This is a genomic window from Streptomyces sp. NPDC127084 (genome assembly GCF_042724175.1).
Lineage (GTDB): Bacteria > Actinomycetota > Actinomycetes > Streptomycetales > Streptomycetaceae > Streptomyces.
This window is the reverse complement of the sequence record NZ_JBHXFA010000071.1, coordinates 13,543-35,287: the sequence shown is the minus strand read 5'-3', so window position 1 is coordinate 35,287 and position 21,745 is coordinate 13,543. Positions and strand designations below refer to the sequence as shown.

At 66.6% G+C, this 21,745-nt stretch carries 16 protein-coding genes and 3 pseudogenes; 9 read left to right on the top strand and 10 right to left on the bottom strand.

Annotated features, from left to right (window positions below; genetic code table 11):
- Window positions 1-153, top strand: a pseudogene (locus ACFWI9_RS18175) (Bcr/CflA family drug resistance efflux transporter); the annotation flags it as partial.
- A 106-nt stretch (window positions 154-259) separates the two neighbouring features.
- Here the strand turns inward: ACFWI9_RS18175 and ACFWI9_RS18170 are convergent.
- The 9 genes and pseudogenes from ACFWI9_RS18170 to ACFWI9_RS18130 form a co-directional block, all read right to left on the bottom strand.
- Complete coding sequence (locus tag ACFWI9_RS18170) at window positions 260-442, bottom strand: hypothetical protein (RefSeq protein ID WP_387163105.1); 183 nt, start codon at window positions 440-442, stop codon at window positions 260-262.
- 155 nt (window positions 443-597) lie between these two features.
- Window positions 598-1,557: an NAD-dependent epimerase/dehydratase family protein gene (locus ACFWI9_RS18165; protein WP_387163102.1), complete on the bottom strand. Its 960-nt coding sequence runs from the start codon at window positions 1,555-1,557 to the stop codon at window positions 598-600.
- 136 nt (window positions 1,558-1,693) lie between these two features.
- Window positions 1,694-1,807: pseudogene (locus ACFWI9_RS18160) on the bottom strand (IS5/IS1182 family transposase); the annotation flags it as partial.
- 880 nt (window positions 1,808-2,687) lie between these two features.
- Window positions 2,688-3,209, bottom strand: a complete 522-nt coding sequence (locus tag ACFWI9_RS18155) for a hypothetical protein (protein WP_387163099.1) — start codon at window positions 3,207-3,209, stop codon at window positions 2,688-2,690.
- Between the two features lie 200 nt (window positions 3,210-3,409).
- Window positions 3,410-3,562 (bottom strand): hypothetical protein, encoded by a 153-nt coding sequence (locus ACFWI9_RS18150; protein WP_387163097.1) that lies wholly within the window; start codon window positions 3,560-3,562, stop codon window positions 3,410-3,412.
- A gap of 310 nt (window positions 3,563-3,872) precedes the next feature.
- Window positions 3,873-4,772 (bottom strand): hypothetical protein, encoded by a 900-nt coding sequence (locus ACFWI9_RS18145; protein ID WP_387163096.1) that lies wholly within the window; start codon window positions 4,770-4,772, stop codon window positions 3,873-3,875.
- Window positions 4,773-5,088: 316 nt separating this feature from the next.
- Window positions 5,089-5,226 (bottom strand): hypothetical protein, encoded by a 138-nt coding sequence (locus tag ACFWI9_RS18140; RefSeq protein ID WP_387163094.1) that lies wholly within the window; start codon window positions 5,224-5,226, stop codon window positions 5,089-5,091.
- Window positions 5,227-5,288: 62 nt separating this feature from the next.
- Window positions 5,289-7,883, bottom strand: a complete 2,595-nt coding sequence (locus ACFWI9_RS18135; protein WP_387163092.1) for a LuxR C-terminal-related transcriptional regulator — start codon at window positions 7,881-7,883, stop codon at window positions 5,289-5,291.
- Window positions 7,884-8,707: 824 nt separating this feature from the next.
- A complete protein-coding gene (locus ACFWI9_RS18130) occupies window positions 8,708-9,619 on the bottom strand; it encodes an oxidoreductase (protein WP_387163089.1) in 912 nt (303 codons plus the stop codon).
- 66 nt (window positions 9,620-9,685) lie between these two features.
- On the opposite strand from ACFWI9_RS18130, the gene ACFWI9_RS18125 reads away from it, so the two are divergent.
- From ACFWI9_RS18125 to ACFWI9_RS18095, 7 genes are all read left to right on the top strand, one after another.
- Window positions 9,686-10,675 (top strand): ArsR/SmtB family transcription factor, encoded by a 990-nt coding sequence (locus tag ACFWI9_RS18125; RefSeq protein ID WP_387163087.1) that lies wholly within the window; start codon window positions 9,686-9,688, stop codon window positions 10,673-10,675.
- Window positions 10,676-11,085: 410 nt separating this feature from the next.
- Complete coding sequence (locus ACFWI9_RS18120) at window positions 11,086-11,583, top strand: acyl-CoA thioesterase (protein ID WP_387163086.1); 498 nt, start codon at window positions 11,086-11,088, stop codon at window positions 11,581-11,583.
- A 56-nt stretch (window positions 11,584-11,639) separates the two neighbouring features.
- The gene (locus tag ACFWI9_RS18115) at window positions 11,640-12,527 is read left to right on the top strand and encodes a sulfurtransferase (RefSeq protein ID WP_387163084.1); all 888 of its coding nucleotides are present in this window, start codon (window positions 11,640-11,642) and stop codon (window positions 12,525-12,527) included.
- Window positions 12,528-12,894: 367 nt separating this feature from the next.
- Entirely contained in the window at window positions 12,895-13,203 is a 309-nt protein-coding gene (locus ACFWI9_RS18110) for a hypothetical protein (protein WP_387163082.1), read from the top strand.
- Window positions 13,204-13,248: 45 nt separating this feature from the next.
- A complete protein-coding gene (locus ACFWI9_RS18105; protein WP_387163080.1) occupies window positions 13,249-13,521 on the top strand; it encodes a hypothetical protein in 273 nt (90 codons plus the stop codon).
- Window positions 13,522-13,743: 222 nt separating this feature from the next.
- A complete protein-coding gene (locus tag ACFWI9_RS18100) occupies window positions 13,744-16,428 on the top strand; it encodes a LuxR C-terminal-related transcriptional regulator (RefSeq protein WP_387163078.1) in 2,685 nt (894 codons plus the stop codon).
- A gap of 58 nt (window positions 16,429-16,486) precedes the next feature.
- Window positions 16,487-17,446: a hypothetical protein gene (locus tag ACFWI9_RS18095; protein ID WP_387163076.1), complete on the top strand. Its 960-nt coding sequence runs from the start codon at window positions 16,487-16,489 to the stop codon at window positions 17,444-17,446.
- Window positions 17,447-18,097: 651 nt separating this feature from the next.
- On the opposite strand, the gene ACFWI9_RS18090 is transcribed toward ACFWI9_RS18095, so the two are convergent.
- Window positions 18,098-19,765 carry a hypothetical protein gene (locus ACFWI9_RS18090; RefSeq protein WP_387163074.1) on the bottom strand — a complete coding sequence of 556 codons (1,668 nt, stop codon included), beginning with the start codon at window positions 19,763-19,765 and terminating at the stop codon, window positions 18,098-18,100.
- A 1,414-nt stretch (window positions 19,766-21,179) separates the two neighbouring features.
- Between ACFWI9_RS18090 and ACFWI9_RS18085 the strand changes: the two are divergent.
- Window positions 21,180-21,461: pseudogene (locus ACFWI9_RS18085) on the top strand (GntR family transcriptional regulator); the annotation flags it as partial.
- Window positions 21,462-21,745: the final 284 nt, after the last annotated feature.

Genomic DNA, 21,745 nt, shown 5'->3' with positions numbered 1-21,745 from the left:
GCCTCACCCTTGGTCGGGATCGCGGGCGAGGCGACCGCCGTACCCATGGCCGTGGTGCAACTGGTGTGCGCACTCGGCGCGCTGGGGTGCTTCCTCGCACTCTGCCGTCCCTGGCGCGGCGAGGCCGCTCCAGTGGATGGGCGCGCTACGTGAGGGGTTCCAAGCAGAGACACGGCCTGTTCGGGCCTGTCCTGTCCTGGCTTTGGCACTTCTCACGCCGCGACCCCCACGACTGAACGTCGATGGAGTCGAGCTTGAGTCACCGCCTCACCCCGGCACGGCGATTGCCTTGTGTCTCGGCGAAGGCTCGCCGCGAGGTGACGCCCGCCTTCGGCGCGCGGGCGAAGCGTGCGCGGGGCGCGGCGAGCGAGCCGTCGCTCGCCTCGGCCAGGTCGCTGAGCCAGTCCACCACACGTGCGACGGCGTCGAAGCAAATACCCACGGCCCGGCACTACTTGAGCTTGCTGAGGGAGCAGTCGCCACGGCGCGGTGCCGCAGCTCACCAGTGGTCCGGCGACTGACAGCGGTGGCCGTTGCCAGCTGAGTGAGTCGCTGAGGTGCCGTGTCCGGACGGGCATGGCACCACGGCTCACCGCGTCAGCCCGCGGCGAAGGTCGCCTCCAGCCCCGTGGCGAACGGCGTGGTGGTCCAGCCCAGGTGGGTGCGCGCGGCGCCGGCGTCGGGGACCGAGTGCGAGCGCAGGAAGTACAGCTCGCCGGACGACAGCAGCGGCGGGCGCCGGGTGATCCGGGACATCCCTTCGCCCATCGCGGCCACCGCCCGGGCGACCGGCGCGGGCATGCTCGGCGGGATCTTGGCCCCGGGGACGACGGCTGCCACGGCCTCGGCGACCTCGCGCATCGTCAGGTAGGTGTCGGACAGGATCCATCGCGAGCCGACCGGCGCGCCCGCCGCCAGGACCTGCCCCTTGGCCACGTCGTCGGCGAAGACGACCGGCATACCGCCCGGCGGCAGCATCGGCACCTTGTTCCGGGCCAGGTGCGCCAAGGCGAGGTTCAGCGTCGCGTCGGCACGCCCCGGCCCGTACACCGCGGAGGGGTGGACGAACCGCGCGGGCAGACCGCGCTCGGCCACGGCGGCGGCGACCAGGCGGTCGGCATCCTGCTTGGTGCGCTCATAGGCGGTACCGAGCGCCCGGCTCTCCAGACGTGTCTCGTCGAACGGAAGGCCCGGAGCGCGCTCGAAGACATCAATGGTGCTGGTGTGCACAAAGCACTCCACCCCGACGTCAAGGGCAGCGTCCACCAGGTGCCGGGTGCCCTCGACGTTGACCCGCTCGAAGACCGACGGGTCGGCCAGCCACTGTTCGGCGAGCCCCCCGGTGTGGAACACCGTGTCGCATCCGTCGAGAGCCGCGCTCAGCGAGTCGGGGTCGGTGAGGTCGCCGCGTACCGGGACCACTCCCGCGGGCAGCGCCTGGCTGTCCCGTTCGGGCGAGCGCAGCAACGCGATCACGCGGTGGCCGGAGGCGGCCAGCAGACGCACGAGCGGTCCCCCCACCGTTCCGGTAGCTCCAGTGACCAGCACCTGCCGCACAGCTGCCTCCTTGATGTCCCCACGGCGTTGTATCGCCCAATTATCACAGCGACCCCGCGTCGGCGCACGAGTCCTGCGCCACACCAATGCTCAGGAACAACTGATCGTTTCAGAATGAGGTGCCGAGGTGTCGAAGTCATATGAGGCTGCAGGCCAGTTCGAGCAGGCCACGATGGAGATCGGCGCGTCGTTCGTAGCGGATGCGGAGTCGTTTGAACAGGTGCAGGCAGGCGAAGACGCGCTCGACCACTCAGCGCGCCTCACCCAGTCCGGAGCCAAGGGCGAGGCGCGTCGGGCGATCACGGGTCGGCTGGTCGTTGGCCGGCGCGAACGACTAAACCCCGTCCCGGCGAACATGGGTGTCTGCCAGGAGCAGCAGCCCCGCGTCGCGGGAGTCGCGGACGAAGCGCATACGTGCCCCGTTGGGACAAAGCACCCTCGAGGGCCAGTCTTCACGATTCTCTAACGTCTAGATTGCCCCAATATTACACTTTTCGTCACACTATGTGAGAGAGGGTGAATTTGCAGGGAATCCACACCTCGCCCCCATCCCCTTCGTTCGGGGGGACGCGGGGGATGGGGCCAACCGCCGGAGTGATGCGGGATATTCGTATCGCCCCTTCGGTTGCTCAGGGCCCCTCGATCGCGTGGGGAGTCGGGGGGCCCTTTACGTCCGGATCCTTCGGCTCGCCACTCGACGGTCTCACATTCGGAACATCGTGCGGCGACTGAGCGAGGATCCGGCCGTTTATGCGAAGGAGGAACCGGCAAGCGTCCATGGCGGGCACGGGACCACGCCACCGATCTCTGCGCCACCGACGGTGACAAGCGTCCGCAAAGGAGCAGAGCTACGACTGAGACCCCGGCTGTGGTCGCGCGCACCATGTCGCGGACTCCGGTGAACGCCGGTACGCGATCCCGGTGGTGCCCAGACCGGGCAAGTGGTCCCAGACACGCACCGAACCGTGACCTGTCCGGGCGGGTTGTCACCACCTCTTGACCTCGGTCGGCGGCCGCCCCGCCAACTTCCCTCGTACGACATACGGATGCAGAACCGGCGCCAGCACGCTCAAGTCAGCTGACGCCCGGCCGGAGCGACGCCGTCACGACACCGCACGACTCGTTGACCTTCATCGTCTGCGGCCCGGATCACGGTTCCCGTTTCGCCTCGCAGCGCCTGGCGGCCAGACGATTTCCACAGGGAGGCCTTGGGCCCGGGCCATGGTCACCGCATCTGACGTTCCGCCACGGCGGCCCCCAACACGACCATCCCACACTGCCATCAGCAAGTCGGCGCGGTTCAGGAGCACACGGTTGGCGGCGGCATAGGCGTTCGCGGTCGCCTTTTGATACGGCATCACCTTGACCCCAGCAGCCGCCCCGCACAAGCGATCGAAGTCATCGGCATACCTGTGATCCACCATGCGTTCTCGGTAGTCCTCAGATGGGATCACCACCAGCAACCGTCCGCCGACGGTCAGAACAGCATCCGCGAACACCGCGTCCGCCCCTGCGGCCAAGCAGGACATACCAGTCAGTTCCGACGCCGAATAACGCGCGAACCGCATCATCAGCTCCTCTTTGATCAACGGCTTACTCGCCTCCGAGAGGTTCGAATGACCCGTCACCGCTATCAAAACCAATTCGTTCACTGACCTAAGACGAAGAGTCGAATATCCACGGGGATACCCATCGGCAACAACTTTGAGAGAGACAATGCCAGCCGGCTGGCTCTTGGCGGACGCCAAACCTCATGCCCTTCTGAGCCTACTGAACGCCACGGTGCACCTGTAATCGTTCGGGACCTCGGCGTCTACTTCGATCACGACAGAGGGACGCGGCGTGAGACCGGTCAGCGGGCTTTGCGGTAGGAACGCGGACGATCGGGACTGGACGGCTCGATACAACGGGACTGAACGTGCTCGTAGACCATCGTGGCCTGCGCGTCGGCAACTTCACGGTGCTCTGTGAGGCAGTCGATGACGAAGGCATACACGCTGTCCACGTCCGCTGGCTCCGTGGATGAGGAAGTCGTACGCGCCGGAGGTAGCGAACAGTCCAATCACCTCGGGTAGCCGTGCCGCCCATTCCCGGAACCCTTCGATGACGCTGCGGGCGGGTGGGTGGATGCGCACCGAGATGAGCGCCTGGACAGGTCGGCCGGTCGCGTCGAGGTCCAAGACCGCATGGTTACCCGGCGATCACGCAGCGTTCGCGGAGCAGCCTTGGCGTTGCCGACCAGGAGGAGCCAGCGCTGCACAGGCGGCTGGGAGGGTGGCTGTGATCTTCTGGACAGGTAACACCGGTGCTGTCCCTCATTTCCGCCGAGCAGCAGCGACCAGGGTGCGAAACTCTCGCACGAAGGTCTCGGCAGAATGACCCTCATCCACCGAGAAGAGGTAACCCGAGGGGGTTTGACCCAGCCACGCGGACTCGATGAGCAGGACATCCTCTGCGCCGGAGCGGGTCAGGTTCACCACCGTCTGATCGAGCTTCCCCACGAACGCAGCGCCCCGGTCAGCAAGAAGCACGACGAACCTCTCCGTGAGAAGGCAAGCCTGCACCTGAACAGGCGGCCCGGTGAAGAATGGGAAACTCTGCTGGAGTTCTGCGTCCACGAATCGGGTCTCGCAGCAAACTCTCGTTTCGGCGAGGAGGTCCCCCAGGGAGTACCTGTGCATAGTGTCCTCGAGAAGGGGCAGCAGATCGAAGTCCAGTTCGTGAACAGCACACAGGCGCGTCCGCCGGCGCCTCGGGCTCGACTCCCCCACTTCCCATAGATTGCTGAACTCGCGCAATCGCATGAATCCGTCGCGCGCGACGGGTGCCAGACGCGCAACCAAGACGGAAGCGGACAGCCCACCACATACGAGCACTGACCCCATCGTCATGTAAAGCGGGTCATGGAATCTGATTCCAGCCGCCAGGAACCCGAATCCGGTCGCAGCGAATGACAGTGGGGCCAGAAGAGCCATCCGCAGGGACAGCGTTATCATTGCCGCAACGTTCACGACCATTCCGAAGACCGCAAGTTCCGCGGCGAGGGCGGTGCTTGGGAAGTGAAATCCAGAAAAGAACTCGTAAGAGAAGAACACCTCCCCCAGGAGGAACGCAACCGATATTGAAACAATAAGAGGGTGTTGAATCCTTCTCACAGGTTCCTCAAGGAAATAGGGACCGACGGGGCCGCACGGGGTTTCGGTCCTCGAGCCCACGGCGCTTTGGGGGGCTGCTCGCCGCGGTATCCCACCCATCCCCATGCATGCCAGGCTGAAGCAAGAATCACGAGGGTCCGCCAACAGCCCTGCGCCGATCGCTCCGGCCAGTTGACCTACCGGCGGCCCAACTCCGTAACGGTGCAGCGAAGTGATGCCTGGTCCAGGACTCTCGAAAGCGGGTATCACCCTATGAGTGCGTCGAAATGGGTGTTCTACCTCACGTTCCATGTCGTTCTGACAAGTGCTGAAGCAATTGATCTACTCGCGCTCAAGCATGAGATGGAAGGGGCTCACAGGCATGAGTAACCGTTGCTCATTTTGCGGCACCCGGGAGAACCCCTTTCCCACGAACACGAAACCGGGTCTTCCGGATGTTGAGATCCGCAGCGCCGTACTCGTCGAGCATCGCCTCATCCACGATCAGCACGGTGATCCCGATCGCCCCACTCATGACCGCCTTGTCGGTACGGCGATCTCCGATGGCGTGGCGGGGGTCAGCGGCTGCGTGCGGTGTCACTTCTGCCTGAGTGCCTGGGACAGTTGGCGGCGAGAGGTGATCCCGAGCTTGGTGAACACCTGACGCAGGTGGTTGTCCACCGTGCGCACCGAGAGGGTCAGGTCGTTGGCAATCTCCTTGCTGGACAGTCCTGAGGAGGCAAGCAGCGCGATCTCTGATTCTCTTTTGGTGAGGGCGGTGGGCGCCGTCGCCAGTGCGAGGAGCGGGGTGGAGGCACCCTGGCAGTACCGGGAGAGCTGGATGCCCCGAGCCTCGGCAGCGGTGGCCTCTCGCGCCGAGCCACTGCCGCGAAGAATCCCTGCCGCGTCAGCGGCCGCTTCGGCCGCCAGTAGATGGGCTCCCACGCCGTGCAGACGCTCGGCTGCCGTAAGCAGCGCGCCGGCGTTTCGTGCAGCCATGGCCTCGACGAGCTCGACCCGGGCATGGGCGAAAGGTCCGTCGCAGCGGTCAGCCAATCGGGCCATGCGTACGTGAACGTCGCGGGCGCCGCCGAGCCGCGCCACCTCGGTCAGCAGGAGCATCTCCGAGGTGCGATATCCGTTTGCCCGGGCGCGGTCGGCAGCCTGGCACAGCACTGCGCGGCCGTCCCCCAGATGTCCTTTGGCGGCGAGTGTCCAGGCCCGGCCGAGAGCGTCTTCACCGGCGAGGAAGGGAAACTCGGGATAGCTGTCGAAGTCCGATTGGACGGAATGTGCGGTGTCCGGGTCGCCGGCTACGGCTGTGGCGGCCGCAAGTCCGGATACCGCGAGCCGTAGGAGGATCGGGATGTTGCGCTGCTGGGAGACAGTGAACGCCTCGGCGTACCAGCGCCGGGCGTCCGCTACCCGTCCGGCCAGCCAGTGGATGCGGCCGAGATTCCAGGCGAGCCATGCGGCGGGCTGGGTCGCTCCCGCCTCCACCGCGCTCGAGTGGCCCCTTTCCGCAGTGCGCCGGGCACCCTCCAGATCACCGGCTGCCACGTATGCCAAGGACAAGGCGGACAGTGAGGCCGAAGGGTGCTGGATCACGACGTGGGTGCTGGCGCGCGCATGCTCTTCGTAAGCGTAGTGGCCGAGTTCGATCGCCTCCGCCGTGCGGCCCGTGGCGCCGAGCCCCAGCACCTTCATGCCCAGCCCGTAGATCCGCACTCGGTCTTCCGGTACGGCCTCTACCGCCTCAAGGAACTGCAGGCCGACCTGCGGTTGCCCGCCGATCACGAGGATCGCCCCCTGATCCACATCCAGGGTCTCGAGGAGCTTTGGGTCGCTGATGCCAGCCCGCCCCTCGGCATGAACCCTGAGCGCTTCCTCGCTTTTTCCGGCGCCCCACAACAGGTTCTGTGTTCGCTCCATCGTGATGGTCAGCCGCTCCTCATCACTGCGGGCCAGGGGGTAGGCGCGGGAAAGCACTTGGTCGGCTTCGCTCAGGCGGCCCAGTTGGTAGAGAGCCTCTCCTTCCAAAGTCCGAGTGCGCACCGATCGGTGAGTGTCGGGCAGAGCGGCGAGGAGGTTCAGCACCTGCTCGTAGTCGTGCCCGTGGCGGGCGAGACCAGCTGCCAGGATGATCAGCTCCGGGTCTGCCGACCCGGTCGCCCCCAGTTGCCACGAAGCCATGCGCAGGGCGTCGTCTCGCCTGCGCCTTCCCTGCTGCTCCAGCCTTTCCGAGAGACTCCGCAGCAGACTGCGACGGTGGACGACGGGGAGGCGTGCCCGGATCACCTCACCGTACAGCGGGTGTGCGAGCGTCACGTGGGTGCGCCGGCCGTCCACCCGGACGTCGATGAGGCCGGCTGCCTCCAGATCTGCCACTACGGTGGGAGACGCCTGGACGGTAAGGTCGCTCACACTGAGCGGCTCGGCGAGCGCAAGCAACTGGAGAGTCTGACGCCCGGCCGCGCTGACGGTTCCGAGCCTGTCCTCGATTTGCTCGGAAAGCCATTCGGTACCGGCCAGCTTCCCCGCCAGCCGCCACAGTTCGCCGTGGCGGACCAGACTTCCCCGCTCCAGCGCACCATGCACCAACTCTCTCAGGAAGAGCAGATTACCGCCGCTTGCGCGGTGCAGCTCAAGGCTTGACCGGCGCTCGACAGCGCCGCCGAGGACAGAGGCGAGCGTTTCCTCGGTCTCCGAAGGCTGAAGTACCGTCAGGTCGAGTGTGCGCAGCCGGTCACACTGCCCGAGCGCTCGGACGCTATCCGCGGCCCCATGGCCTGAGAGCACGGTCGCCACGAGGAACACAGCTCTGGCGTTCAGCAGTTGCATCACCAAGGTGGACGAAGCAGCGTCCAGATGGTGGATGTCGTCCACGAGCAGCACGAAGCGGCCGCGGCTGCCCTGGGTGAACGCCGCGATCGCTGCTCGGAAGGCAGCCGGAGGATCTGACAAATCCAAACCCGGGGGCAGCAAATGCGCGATAGCACCCAGCGGGATGACGGCTGCCGCCGCTGTCGCCACAGCCCTGTCCGTTTGAGTGCCCGCTGCAGCCAACTCGTCCCAGAACCGTTCCGCCAGACGGCTCTTTCCCACGCCTGCGTCCCCATGGAGGATCACACCGTGGCACTCGGGATCTGCCCAAGCAGCGCGCAGCATGGCCACCTCAGCCTCGCGCCCCACAAAAGGCCACCGCCCCTGTGGTACACCCGACCCCCTGCGCACAGTAATTCAACCCCCTCGCCCTCAATGAGCAGACAGGGGATTTCAGAAATCTTGTTGCGACCCCTAGCCTGCAAAAACAAGTCACATCTTCGCGTTTCAAACCGGAACTTTTTGCGCCACCGACCTGGCGGAGAACTTCGCCCCCTCTCCATCGACCGGATTCGAATCCTTTGGCCACTCAGCCCCACCAGTGGTCTCGTTCAGGAAGACGAAATGCGAAAGGAACGGACGTTGCCGTCACGCCCCGCTCTGTCCACAGAGGGTCGCCAGCGGATCTCACGAGAGGCAGCAGACAGGGCTCGGGCATCGCGGGAGGATGGATCGACATCCGCGTTCCCTGGGGCGAATCTTACCGCTGCAGCGTTCCGCGCCTTCACCGTGGGCACGGAGTCTTCGTCTTCGGTTGTGTGGTTCGCTGTAGATCAGCGAGGCGTGGGGCTCATACGGGCGCTCCCGCAACGTGTTCGGCCCCGGAGCCCTCTGCGGCTCCCGTGCCGGACTTGATGCGGCTGTCGCCCGTAGGCCGGGACGGCCGCGCGGAACAGCAGCAGAGGGGCAGCGCGGGCAGGCTCCCCCGTCGACCACTCCCGGCGAGACTCTGCAACCGCGGTCCACGCCGACGCCAGGTGCTGGTGGAGGCAGACGGATCCTGCCGCTTCCGTGCGCGAAGCTCCCGGCATGGGTGACGCGATGCCGCGGCCTTGCCGGGCAGGCGGTGGGGCCCAGGCCAGGCGATGACTGGCGGTACGAATCGCTCCCGTGCCCCGAGGACAGTCCGACCTTTACTCAGAACCTCGGCGGTGCACACTCTCCAGGACATCCAACTCGTCTTCGGAGAGTGTGAGACCACCAGCAGCCACGTTGGCCGCCAGATGGTCATGGCTTCCCGTGCCAGGTATCGCCAGCACATGTTGACCACGGTGCAGGGTCCAGGCGATGCGAATCTGGGCGGGACTGGCCTCATGTGCCCCGGCGATTTCCAGGACCTCCGGGGCTTCCCTGCCACTCGCCCCCGATTGGCGACCGTGGGAGGCGATGGCGTAGAACGGAACGAAGGCGACTCCGCGCTCGCCACAGGTCCGGACGAACGCGTCCTGGTCGGACCGCATCCCCAGCCCGTAGGCGTTCTGCACACACACCACAGGTGCGATTGACTCAGCTTCGGCGAGATGCGCCGGCGTGACATTGGAGATGCCCAAGTGGCGGACCAGGCCCGCCTCGCGCAATTCGGCAAGTGCCCCGAAGCGCTCGGCAATCGAATCGGTCCCCACGACGCGCAGATTGACGACGTCGAGGTGGTCACGGCCCAGTTGGCGCAGGTTCTCCTCGACCTGTCCCCGCAACTGTCGGGGCGTGGCATGAGGGAGCCACTCGCCCGACTGATCCCGCTGCGGGCCGACTTTGGTGGTGATGACGAGGTCGGCGGGGTAAGGCGCGAGCGCCCTGGTGATGAGCTCGTTGGCGCTGCGCAGAGACGAGAAGTAGAACGCCGCGGTGTCGATGTGGTTCACACCGAGCTCGACGGCGCGACGCAGGACGCCTATCGCCTGGTCTCGGGGGCGTGGGACTGCACCGGGGATGAGTGCCTCGCCGGTCTGTGGGAGACGCATCGCACCGAAGCCGACTCGGTTGACCGTCAGGTCCCCCAGCTTCCAGGTTCCAGCAGCCGCCGCGGTGATCATCTTGGAGGTCATGCCGGAATCATGCGCACCTGATAGAGTGACCGCAATTGATTCAGATATACATGAATCCTCGGGGGCATGATGGCGGGCTTGGTTTTTTCGGTGCGTGATCTCGCACAGATGCGCTTTGCCGTCTCGCCGATGTGGGAAGTCGGCCCCAGTTTCCGGCTTCTGCGGTCAGGATCCAGACATTCGGTCCACCGGAGCTGGGTTGATCAGGTACGCCCGCGATTGGCTGCGGTCGGGCTTGACCGGGGATGGCTCGCGGAACTGATCCCGCCATCCGGCTACGTGCCGGACTTCCTCAACCCCACCCCTCAGGGCGCGAACGTCACGCTGGCTGCGGAGCTTGAGAAGATCCAGGCAACTCGCGCCGACCGGGTACGTCAGGACCTGGACCGCCTCCGGGATGAACAGGGCGGTCTCGGCTCGCGCTCGCTTGCCCTGTATTCAGAGCCCGAGGACCTACTGGAAAAGGTCACGGCTGAGATTGAGCAGTACTGGGACGTGGCGCTCGCTCCCTACTGGGCACGGATCCGGTCCCTCCTCGACGCCGATGTCTCCCAGCGAGCCAGGCAGGTTGCCGAGCGTGGCGCCGACCACCTCCTCAACGATCTCCATGGATCAGTGAGGTGGGACGGCGACACACTGCTACTGCTCCGACGGCCGACAGCACTCAAGCGGACCACAGCCGGGCAGGGCCTCGTGCTGATTCCCTCCGTGTTCACCATCCCGGTTCCGTTTGTCCGGGTATCACCCCCAGATCCCCCGCAGCTGGCCTATCCCGCCCGCGGCATAGGATCCATGTGGGAGTCCCGGCCGGTCACTCACACCGATGCCCTCGCAGCTGTACTCGGTCGCACACGTACCTTGCTGCTGACAGAGCTGGAGAGCCCTGCCTCCACCACCGAACTGGCGCACCGTACGGGACTCATCCCCTCCCGGGTTTCCCAGAACCTGACAGCCTTGCGCCATGCGGGACTGGTCAGCGCTCACCGGGTGGGCCGCTCGGTGTTCTACGCCCGAACGGCGGCTGCCGAGTCGGTGCTGGCCGCTGCCTGCTCGTAAGCCCGTCCGGGACCAGCGGGAATCCAGACCTGACTAACAACCAGGCTCTCTGCGCGGTGGGCGCCATCGGCGTGGTCGGCAGGAGCACGGCGACCTCTTTGAGTACTGGTTACTCCTTGTGGGCCCTATCCCGTCGAGGTTGGATGCAGGGGGAGCCGCAGGAGGCTCCCTCGCAAGCCCCACAGAGAACGGACCACCGTGGCGAGAACATCTCATCGCAGCCTGAGCGTCCTGGAACGGTGTTCGTACGGAGCGGGCTAGAAGCGGTCTTTCGTGACGGCGGTGGATTCCGTCGCGGGATTCCCGACGGTGGGAGTCGCGGTGCCCCTTGGCATCGAGCGTACGCGTACCTCCTGTCTCTGCTGCACCGTACGAGTACAGGCCGAGGCGGCACGAGGAGAGGACAGAGAATGCAGACAACGTTGGAAGACGAGGGGGTGGGCCCCCAGTATGCCGAGAGTTCAGGCAGCGATGTAGCCGAATCCCACGACGCCCGCGGGCACACGGAACTCGTCCAGGTCCATTTCGATGATCTGGACCTCTTCGGGATGGTGCACAACTCCCGGTACGCGCTTTTCGTGGAACGAGCCGTCGCCACGTACTGGACGGCGAAGGGATGGAATGCCGATCCCACACGATCAGCGTTCCCCGGTTCGCATCTGGCAGTGCGCGAGTTCCTCGTCTCCTACCGGGCGCCCATCCTGGAACCTGGATTCGTGTCCGTACACTTCTGGATCTCGCGATTGGGCAACACCAGCGTGGTGTACGAGTACGAGATCCGCCCACCGGAAGGGGACTTCGTTTATGCTCACGGCCATCGGACCCTGGTGAGCATCGACCCGGAGACTGTGAAACCGGCCCCTATCAGTGAAGAAATGCGGGCCGCCGCCCAGAGCCTCATCAAGTGACGCGGGAATTCCTGTCCCTCGTGATCCCGCTGGCCCTGAGACACCACCCATTGCCCATGTTGTCGTTGCACTCATCTGATTCGATGCTCATATCCCCTTTGCAACTACGATCGCTCTGTCGTGAAGACCTCGTTCTCCTGGACGCCCGAGCTCCCGTGGGAAACCCGCGCGGCGGCTACGAGCAGTACCTCCGCGGCCACATCCCCACGGCGCGATGGCTGTCTTGGGACGAAGCCCTGCACGAGCCGGACGGCATTACGCCGGGGCGTCTTCCCCTGACGCGGCGCATCGCCACCGCCTTGGCAAGGGCTGGGGTCACACCGCGGACCAAGATCGTGGTCTACGACGACAACCACCAGTTCACCGCGGCCCAGTTGGTGTGGATCCTGCGCGCGTACGGATGCCGCGAGGCGCAGCGCCTCGACGGAGGGTGGCCGGCCTGGGTCGCGGTGGGGGGTGAGGTCGAAACCGGTCCGGGAGCCCCACATCTCACCCCGCCCGGTGCCGCGACCGGCCCCGCGCTGGCCACAGCGGCCGGACCCGAGCGTGTCGGCATCGCGGAGCTTTCACGGCACCTCGAAGCAGGCGGCCCCGTATTCGACTGTCGACGAGACAGCAGCTGGGAGGCCGAGCCGTTCCTCATCCCGTCGGCCATGCGTCTGCCCGTACGGCTGCTGCTGGACGGCGCGGGGGGCCTCCTCCCCGCGGAGAAGCGCACCTCCGTTGCTGAAGCGCGGGGCGCGGCCCGCTGTGAGCCTCTCGTCGTCTACTGCGCGGCCGCCATCTCCGCCAGCGCCGTGTGGCTGGCGCTGACCGACGCAGGATGGCCGGATGTGAAACTCTACGACGGCGGGCTGTACGAGTGGCAGTCGCTCGGCCACGCCGTCTCGAGTGGGGAGCGCACGCATGCCGCGGTTGCGCCCGTCCCGCCGCTGAATGAGTAGCACCTACTCAAGTGCTCAGCCACCGCCATCGGCCAGTCTTGCTCGAAGGGGGGGGTCGGGCTCCCGTTGAACGATGGCTGGGAGCTGACTGATGAGTGCAGGGAGTGACGGGTTCGGACCAGGCCGAAGGGGTGGATCGCACGATCGCCCCAGCGGGACCCGGCGCGCCACCGGGCTCGGGAACCGAACGTGCCGCCTGCCTCCGCCATGGCCGTCGCCGTACCAGCGCGGCGGCGATCGGGGCCTCGGCTGACGCAGTGAACTTGCGGCCGTAGGAGTCCCGCGCCGACTGGCAAGGGCGTTGAAGAAGTGCAGAACACGGCGCTGACGCGCCATCGGCACGCGGGGGCGACCGGTTCTTCGACTCTTGCCACGTCCGGTCGACTCGACCGGCGGGGAAGGCGAGCCGGGGATTTCAGCCCTCACACTCGACGGCGCCTATGAGTACTCTCCGGAAGCGCTGGCCGCCTGGGATGCGGATGGGCGTGGCAGCACGTTCATCAAGCGATTCGGTACCGCGGCGTTCGAGCTCGCGGTCGCGTCTGGACTCGATCCCTGCGTCAAAACCGAGGTGATCGGCAACCGGGACGCCCAGGAGGCCATCAATTACCAGCCCCTCTACGGGGTCACCGAACTGTTGGAAGACCTGAGCAAGCGACAGCGGGAACTCATATGACCCACCACACCCATGACCACGGGTACGCAAAGAATATCGAGGCAGATGCCCGAAGAAGTAGTTCTTCCGTTTCCAGTCACAAGAGAAGCGATAGAGGAGGTGGCGATGAAGCACGGACTTTCCGCAGCAAGCAAAGCGGTCGACCAGTACGTTCGATGTGCGGAAATCTTCACGCGAGAACAGGAGAGACGTAATATTGAGCTGCAGTCAGAGATTGACGGAGCCCTCTCTCAGTCGATCTTCCTGCAGCAGCGCATAGACGATCTTTCACGCCGCATCTCGCATGCCGTCAGGAGCGATGGCGTTCCAGGCGCATGAGCGAGAGCAACGGGCGTGTGCAGGTGACCACTGCGCGCCGTTCGCGCCCGAAGAGGTCAGCCGGGGATCTCCTCCCCGCCCGGTTCAACCGCACCGGCAGACCGGACTCCACGACCGAGGTGCGCTGCGGCACAGACCTACGTGACGTTCTGAACCGACGCCGTCGGTGTGCTGAGACCGACCGCACACTGTCGAGATCGGGACTGACGGGGGCACAGCAAGATGGATGACGACCAGCAGAACACGCTGCACATGAGGCTCACGGGAGTATGGCCGCTGGTGGGACGCGTGTGTGAGATGGATGCGTTCGACCAGGTCCTGACCGACAGCCGGATGACGGCGTTTTTCGTGTACGGGCAGCTGGGCGTGGGGAAGTCCCGGCTGGCGGAAGAGTGCCTGGAGCGGGCGGCCCAGTCGGGGTGTGACACGCGCCGGGCGGTGGCGACCTCGGCGGCGGCGTCGGTGCCCCTCGGGGCCATCGCACACCTCCTGCCCGACGACGTCCCGCTCAACGATCCCGTGGCGGCGTTCGCCGCCGTCGCCGAGTTTCTCCGCGCGCGGCGGTCACACGTCGGGCGAACCGTCCTCCTCATCGATGACGTACAGCTGCTGGACGCGACATCCGCCATGCTGCTGCGCCAGCTGATGGACGCGAATTTGCTCTTCCTCATCGGCTCTGTGCGTTCGGACGAGCCGTACAGCGATTCCGTCGCCTGTCTGACCGGGGGCGACGCCGTGCATCATGTGGACCTCGGAGAGTTGTCGGTATCGCATGTCCAGGATGTGCTGGAGCGTGTCCTGGGCGGGCCGGTGGGCAGCCACGCGGTGGGGCATTTCCACACCATGAGCGGCGGGAACGTCCTGTTTCTGCGCGAACTGGTCACGGGCGCCGCACGGGCCGGAACGCTGGCGCACGACGGCGAGTTGTGGGAGGTGTCGGGTCCCCAGTCAGCCAGTACACGTCGACTGACCGACCTCATCCGCGCACGGCTCAACTCCGCGTGCGTCAAGGGGCGCCGGATCCTCGACACCCTGGCGTTGTGCGAACCCCTCTCCCTGCCCCTGTTGGCGGAGACGGGAGACCTTGCCACCACCGAGCGGCTCGAAGAGGCCGGACTTATCACGGTGCTGCGCGACCAACGGCGGACCACCGTGCGCCTGGCTCACCCTCTCTACGGTGAAGTGCTGCGCGAGGACATGCCCGAGTCGCGACGGCAGCAGACGCTTCTGCACCACATCGGCGTTCTCGAACGCTGCGGCGCGCAGCGCCGTGAGGACGCCTTGCACCTGGCCACCTACCGCCTGGCGGCCACCGGGACGGCTGACGCCAAGTTGCTTGTGCATGCCGCGGCGCTGGCCATCCACGCAGGCGAGTACGCGCGGGCTCGCTCCCTCCTCCAAGCCGTTCCTGAGCACATGCACACCGTGAGGTCGCGCCTGCTCATGGGGAAGTCGCTCTTCGAGACAGGGGACTTCGAACGCGCCGAGCACCTCCTCGCCCGCGTCCAGACCGAAGCCGAGAAGGAGGACGATGTCCTCGCCGCGGTTCTGCTGCGGTGCCAGAACCTCATGTGGGGTGTCGGGACCTCGCCCGCCCAGCTCACCGAGGTCATCGAAGCGGGCCGCCGGCTCGTCACGACCGGTGAGGGGCACTTCTCCCTGGTGGTCTACGAAGCCGCGTGCGCGTGTGTCGTGGGTGACTACGCCCGCAGTCTCGACCTCTGTCGAGGCCTGCAGCTGGATGATCCGCGCACCCATGACCTGCGGACGTGGCGGATCGCGGTGACCACGAAGTCGGCGGCGCTGTCCTTCGTCGGCCATACGCGCGAAGCCCTCGAGTGGGCCGACCGGGCCGTCGAGGCATTCGCCGCGCCGGATGAAGCGTGTCCGCTCGGCCCCCAGGATCCGCTCAACCAGGCCATCCGCGCTCTGGCTCTGACAGAGGGTGGCAGGATCGACGAGGCTCGGGCTGTTGCGCAGCGCACTCACACGGCGCTGGCCGGACAACTCACGGCAGCACGGTTCGACCAGCGTCTGCTGAGCTTCCACGTCGCGCGGGCCGAGTGGTTCGCCGGCCATCCGCGGACGTCGCGGCGTTGGTACGCACAGGTCGCGAACGCGTCCCGTCCCTACACGGCCGTGCCCCTCTCCACGGCCCTTGCGGGGCTCACCGCATCCGCAGCACTGATGGGGGACGTCGAGGCCGCGGAGAAGGCGTGGGCCGAGTACCGCCAGCTCGGTGGGGCTGTCCCCACGCCCGAGGAGATGCTCGGGCGCGCCTGGTTGTGCGTCGCCCGGGGTGAGATCAGTCAGGCGCGAACGGTCCTCATGACCGCGGCTCAGGAGGCACGCGAGCGCGGCCATGTCGCCTTTGAGGCCATTCTGCTGACCGACCTCGCGCGGCTCGGGGAGGCCCGCAGGGCGGCGGGTCGGCTCAGAGACATAGCCGCCGCGACGGACAGCCCGTTCCATCGGGCCCGTGCCGACTTCGCGACGGCGTGGGCCGGCGAGGACGCAGAACGTCTCATGGCCGCCGGCGAACGGATGGAGGTCATCGGAGCGGACCTGCTCGCGGCCGAGGCCCACGCGACCGCCGCAATCATCCTCGCGCGAAACGGTGAGCGTCGCCCCGCCCGCGCTGCGGCACTGCGGGCGAAGAACCTCAGCGAGCGTTGTGAAGGAGCCCGCACACCGGCCTTGGTCAATGTGGAAGCGAGCGCTCCCCTGAGCAGCCGTGAACTGGAGATCGGCCTTCTCGCCGCACAGGGCCTCATGAGCAGGGACATCGCGGCCCGCCTCACGATCTCCGTTCGTACCGTCGAGAACCACCTCCACCGCATCTACAGCAAACTCGGCGTCACCACCCGGCAGGAGCTCACCCGACACCTCCACGGCTCTGCGCGGTAATGAGGGGAGAGTGCGGCACCGCCTGCCGCCCGGCCTGACGATGAGTCGGAGGGACACCATGACACAGATCGGCAGCACGCACGTAGATGCCCTGGAGCTTCTCACCGTGGCCGCACGGCACCTGACCGACCCAGCCGCGCGGCGGCCCGTCGCGGAGATTCCCACCCTGGACAAGGCCACGGCACTGCCGTTCCGGCCCTTCGCGTCCCTGGCGCTGGCTATGGCCGCCCATGCCCTGTCCGGGTGGGAAGTGAAAACCTTCCAGGTGGAGCGCGCTCGCCCTGGAGAGCGCATCCGCTATTTCACGGCCATCGACAGCGACCCCCGGCGACCACTGCGCGCGTGCACCGTCTTCGTCCCCCAACTCGGCACGCAACGCGTCGCCGAACTGTGCGGACACTTCTCGTGTCCGAACGAAGCACCCGCCGGGCCTGGAAGCCGCTGCGCCGACCACGTCGGCGACCCGGAACCGGCCAACACCGGCCCCAGCCACTGGCTCCGGCTCGCAGGCGGCGCAGCCCGGGCCGCCGAGCACGCCCGCGGGGGTCTCACCGCCCTCGAGCGGCTGACCGTGCACGCCAGCCGCGCGGGCCTCCCCGCAACGGAGGTGCGTCGTGCACTCGGAATGCCCGCGTGGACGCTGGACACCCTGGTGGACGACCCCGTGCGGCGCCCGGACGATATCGAGGAGGCCGACGACCCCGATCGCTGGCCCCTGGTACTCAGCCCGGTCCGTGACATCAGCCCGATCGACACCGCCCGGGTCTACGACCGTATGGACGGCAGTCCCAGAGACCCGGCCCCGGGGGCGGTGCTCGCCCGGGAGGGCGGCCACTACGTCTACTTTCCCTTGCGCAAGGGCGGGCGCCTCCTGGTCATCGGTGACGACGACCACTGCTTCACCTTGGAATGGTGGCAGGTGCAGGAGCACCTACCGGGGCACCTGCTGGCACGCCGCGCCGAGGAGCGCAGGCGTGCGATGTACGAGCCTCCCTGCCCGTGCGGCGACTGCGCGTAGACGAGGTCCAATAACGCCGCTGCCGCCCGTCCCAACCGTGTTCCGACTCGGGCACTCCCCTGAAGGCGGTGCTCAGCGTCTGACGCCGCACGGTGATCCATTTGGATTACGGCACGCCCCTTGGCGGATGCTGCCCGCCACGCCGCCACGCATTCTCCTCCGGCGCCCCAGCCCGCGCCCAATGACCGCCGCCGTGCGCCCCGCCTTCGGGCGGCGTGTACCGCCGGAGGCAGTAGTACTGCTCGCGGATTCCGGGCAGCCAGGGATCCGGTGTACGCCGGTAGCCGTCTGCCCTGGCACACCTCCGCCCTCGGTTGATTTTCCGCGCACTGGACGTCACCACGTGGTTGCCGGGCCCTGCCCAAGCGTCACCGGTCGCCGGGAATCCGGCAGAATCCTCAGCGACGAGCAATATCCGCGCCCGGTACAGCCTGTGCAATCGTAGTAGCCATCAGATCGACTGCGGCCGAGGGCAGACGTCAAGCCGGTACGTACGCCCCGAGAGGCCCTCGGACTTCCGACTTTCATCGGCAGTCCGAGGGCCTCGGCATCTGACGGGTTTCATCCCTCCCCTCTTCGAAGCCATGTCGGGCACGTGCGGCGTCGGCGAGCATCAGCCGCCTGGGATACGGGTGAGATTCGGTGCGGGCACTAACTCGTGGGAGCCACGACATGGAGCAGCAAGTCGTACGTGCCCTTTCCGACCTTGTTGATCACCACTGCGGCGCAGCTTCCGCTTGCCCGGAAGGTGACTCTCTCCACCGCACCCGGCCCCAGGGTGTTCGCCCGGGCGACGTTGTGCGCCCGGTTCGCCACCCATGTGCCGCTGTCGCCGGTGGAACACATCACGTAGAGGTCCCCGTTCTGGTTCTCCTCACGGGGGGTCAGAGTGACCGTCACCCGCTCGCCGGTCAGTGAGAAGTTGAACACGGACGCGACGTCACCGGGCATCATCGGCACCGCTCGGAACCGTTCGGCCACGAGGGGGGCGGTGGGTGCCTCCGCGAACTCGATGTCGTACTTGCCCGTACCCGCCCCTGCGGTGGGCACCCTCGGGTAATAGTCTCCGAGTGGACGCCTTCCCGGACCGGAGTCGAGGGCCACGAAGTCGACCTCTGACGAACCTGCCATGTTGCTCTCACCCAGAAGGCTGCTCTGAATGGAGTCGTCGAAGAGCCGTAGGTCGTGATCGGTGTCCTTCGGCCGCACCGCTATGACGGACCAACCCCGGCGGACGGGGTCGAACCGGAAGTTGTGGGGTGTGACGGCGACCGGCCGGCTGACGGGGATGTCGGCGGTCAGCGGGTCACGAAAGCCCATGTCGATGGTGTTCTGGAAGAGTGTGGAGAGCACAGAGCTCGACGTTGTGTCAAACCCGTCGTCTCCTCGCGCGTTCCAGAAATCGTTGAACGTCGCGTTGGGGTGATGTTGCATGGTGTACCAGATGTGCGCCATGCCCTCGGAGGAGCGATCCCAGTAGCCGTCCTGATGTGCGTCCTCCAGATCGAGCAAGGCTCCCGCCACCCTGCCTTCGACGGCCAGACCGTTGTCCCAGCCTGGTGTGCCCCAGGTCCGCGATTCAAACTGGAACCCCTCATTGGCCAGGTGGGGGTAGACGCTCAGCGGCACCCAGTCGGCGAATCCCTCGAGCCAGGCACACTGCACACGCGAGGCGTTAGACGGATAATGGACTCCCGGGCATCCCAGGCCGGCGGTCTCCATGACGTCCGTATGATCGCTCGGGTCGTCGTGGACACGCGTTGCCATATCCATGATCGCATGGGCGCTCTCGTGGGCGACGGCGAAGCGGTCTCCACCATGTGAGCCCCCGAGGTGGATCGCGTTGTCCCACATCGTGTAGGCCGTGCCCTCCGTGGAGCTCGGCGACCAGTAGAGGACCAACTGCTGGCAGACGGTGTCCTTCTCGTCCCAGCAATCGGCCGCCACGCGCCACAGCGCCACGTCGTTCACGATGTCGAATGTCTCAAGGGCGATGTTGTCAGCGGCTTCGGCTGGGAATCCCACTCCCAGGTTGAGGTCACCGGAGACGTTCTGCTGGACCTCCGAACCCCACTCGAAGACCCGGTCCTCCGGCGTCGACGTGGTACCGGTGCCCGCCCCCGTCACCGTGGAGCCCGTCCTTCGCAACGCCCACAGGTTGTTCTCGGTGAGAAATGCGACGACCACGTCCTGACCGGTGCCGTCCTCCTCCAGGCCGGGAAAGCACAGTTCGTAGTTCCCCTCCTGATCGGTCACCCCCATGGCGAGCAGCGATTCACCGGTGGCATCGACGTCGAAGGCCTTCACTTCGACGTTCATGCTCGCATGCTCGAGCCCGTTCCGGTCCAGGTATCCCCAGCCCCCGGAAACGCATGTCGGCGCAGTCTCCGCAGGGCCTTCGCTCCTGGCGCTCGAAGCACCGGTCCGGACCGTGGCGGCGGGCGCGAACTGTCTCGACTTACGTCCCGAACCGGCCTTCTCCAGTGCGGGCGCCCCTGCCGGAGCAGGTCGTACAGCAGCTCTCACTCTCCTCGCATCCGTGAGCCCTCGCTGATCGCCAGAGGTTGTGATCGTGGCCGCAACGGACGTTTCGGAGTGCTCACCCAGCCTCGTCCCCGCTTCGACACGCGTCACGATCCGCGCCGGGCCGGCCGCTGTCGCCTTCACCTCACCCGTCAGGACCACCGGTTCGTCCGCCACGAGCGCCACTTTGCCAGCCGCACGATGCAGCGCCTCTCCATAGGATCGGGCGCCGGACACCTCCCGCAGCCCTGCAGGGACGGACGCCCAGGCCAGGTTTTCCGGCAGGTCGACCTCGACAGGCGCCGCAGGCTGGGTGACCTGCGACAGCACCTCGATACGCACATCGACGGTCTCACCGGTCGTCAGCGTCTTGTCCAGCGTCGTCCTCACGCGAACGCATGTCGCGAACTCGCTGCCTGAGGACAGTGAACACTCCCGGGCCCGATGCGGCGTCCCTGCGGCAACCGAGGTGGGGCTGGGGTCTGCACCGGCCGTCTGGCCGGTACCCACAATGGTAGCCATCAGCACACCGCCAACGGTGATGGCACGGGTCAGCCGGGGACGCGCACGAGTGGTTCCCCACACGGTGCGTCTCCACAACCGGAATTGCGCTCGTCGTCTCACATCGGTCCTTCCGTCGATTGGCTCCTCAGAGCCGGGTTAGCAAACCGACTGTGGCCGAATCAGAGTGACTTGAACGTGCCACTCACCGATGACTTTCACCGGACCAATCTCCCCGGTACGTAAGGCGCAAATCCTGAGGATGCATCAGCCATCAGCTTCGCCCACCCGGGCAGTTGCCCAGGCATAGCACGCAGGAGCATCTGCGGTCGCCGGCCCTGAGGAGGTCCACCGGCCCCTGCCAGGTGAGTACCGGGCACTCATCATCACGTGAGCAACTTGGCCCTACGCTCAACGGCATCGACGCCAACAAACAAACGACCATCACAGGGGGCAGAGAGCCGGGGTGTTACCGGCCTGTCGGCATGCCGAGATCTGGCCGTTCTCTGGTCCGACGCGGCTGCGCGGACGGTGGGGCGCCCACAAGGTGTGACGGGAGGCGATCGTGGCCGACCAACCTTGTGCCGACGAGCCTGAGGACCGCCCAGCGCAGCCTCTGCTGCGGCGATCACTCGGTGCCAAACATCACACCGTACGGCTCGCGACGCCCCGTACCGACCGTTGTCGACGGTCCGGACCGGGGGACGTCATGCCTGTGAACACACTGCTTTCGCATGCGATGCAGAGAACCATGCGCCCTTACGAACCCATGAACCTTCCCATCCCGATAGACCGCAGTTCGGCGCGTCTGTTGCGCGACCAGATCACCGAAGGGATACGTGCCCTCATCCGCGACGGTGTCCTGGAGGCGGACGACCGACTGCCGTCCACCCGGGCCCTCTCCGCCTCGCTGCAGGTGTCGCGCTCCGTGGTGATCGCGGCCTACACGAGACTCACGACCGCTGGTGACATCCGGGCGGGCCAGGGCTCGGGGTCCTATGTGAACGCTCCTCCCGGGAGACCCGGCAGCCCGCCGGAACACGCGCGGCTGCAGCGGCGCAGCAGCGGAGGCGGCGTCATCGACTTCACCCCCGGGTTGCCCGGTATGGAGCACTTTCCGCTGGCATCCTGGCGGGCAGCGTGGCGCCGGGCGAGTTACCAACTTCCCCTGTCGCAGCAGGATCCCTTGGGCGAGCCGGCCCTGCGAAGAGCAGTGGCCGCACACGTCCGACACGCTCACGGGACCGCCTGCGAGTCGCACCAGGTGGTCATCAC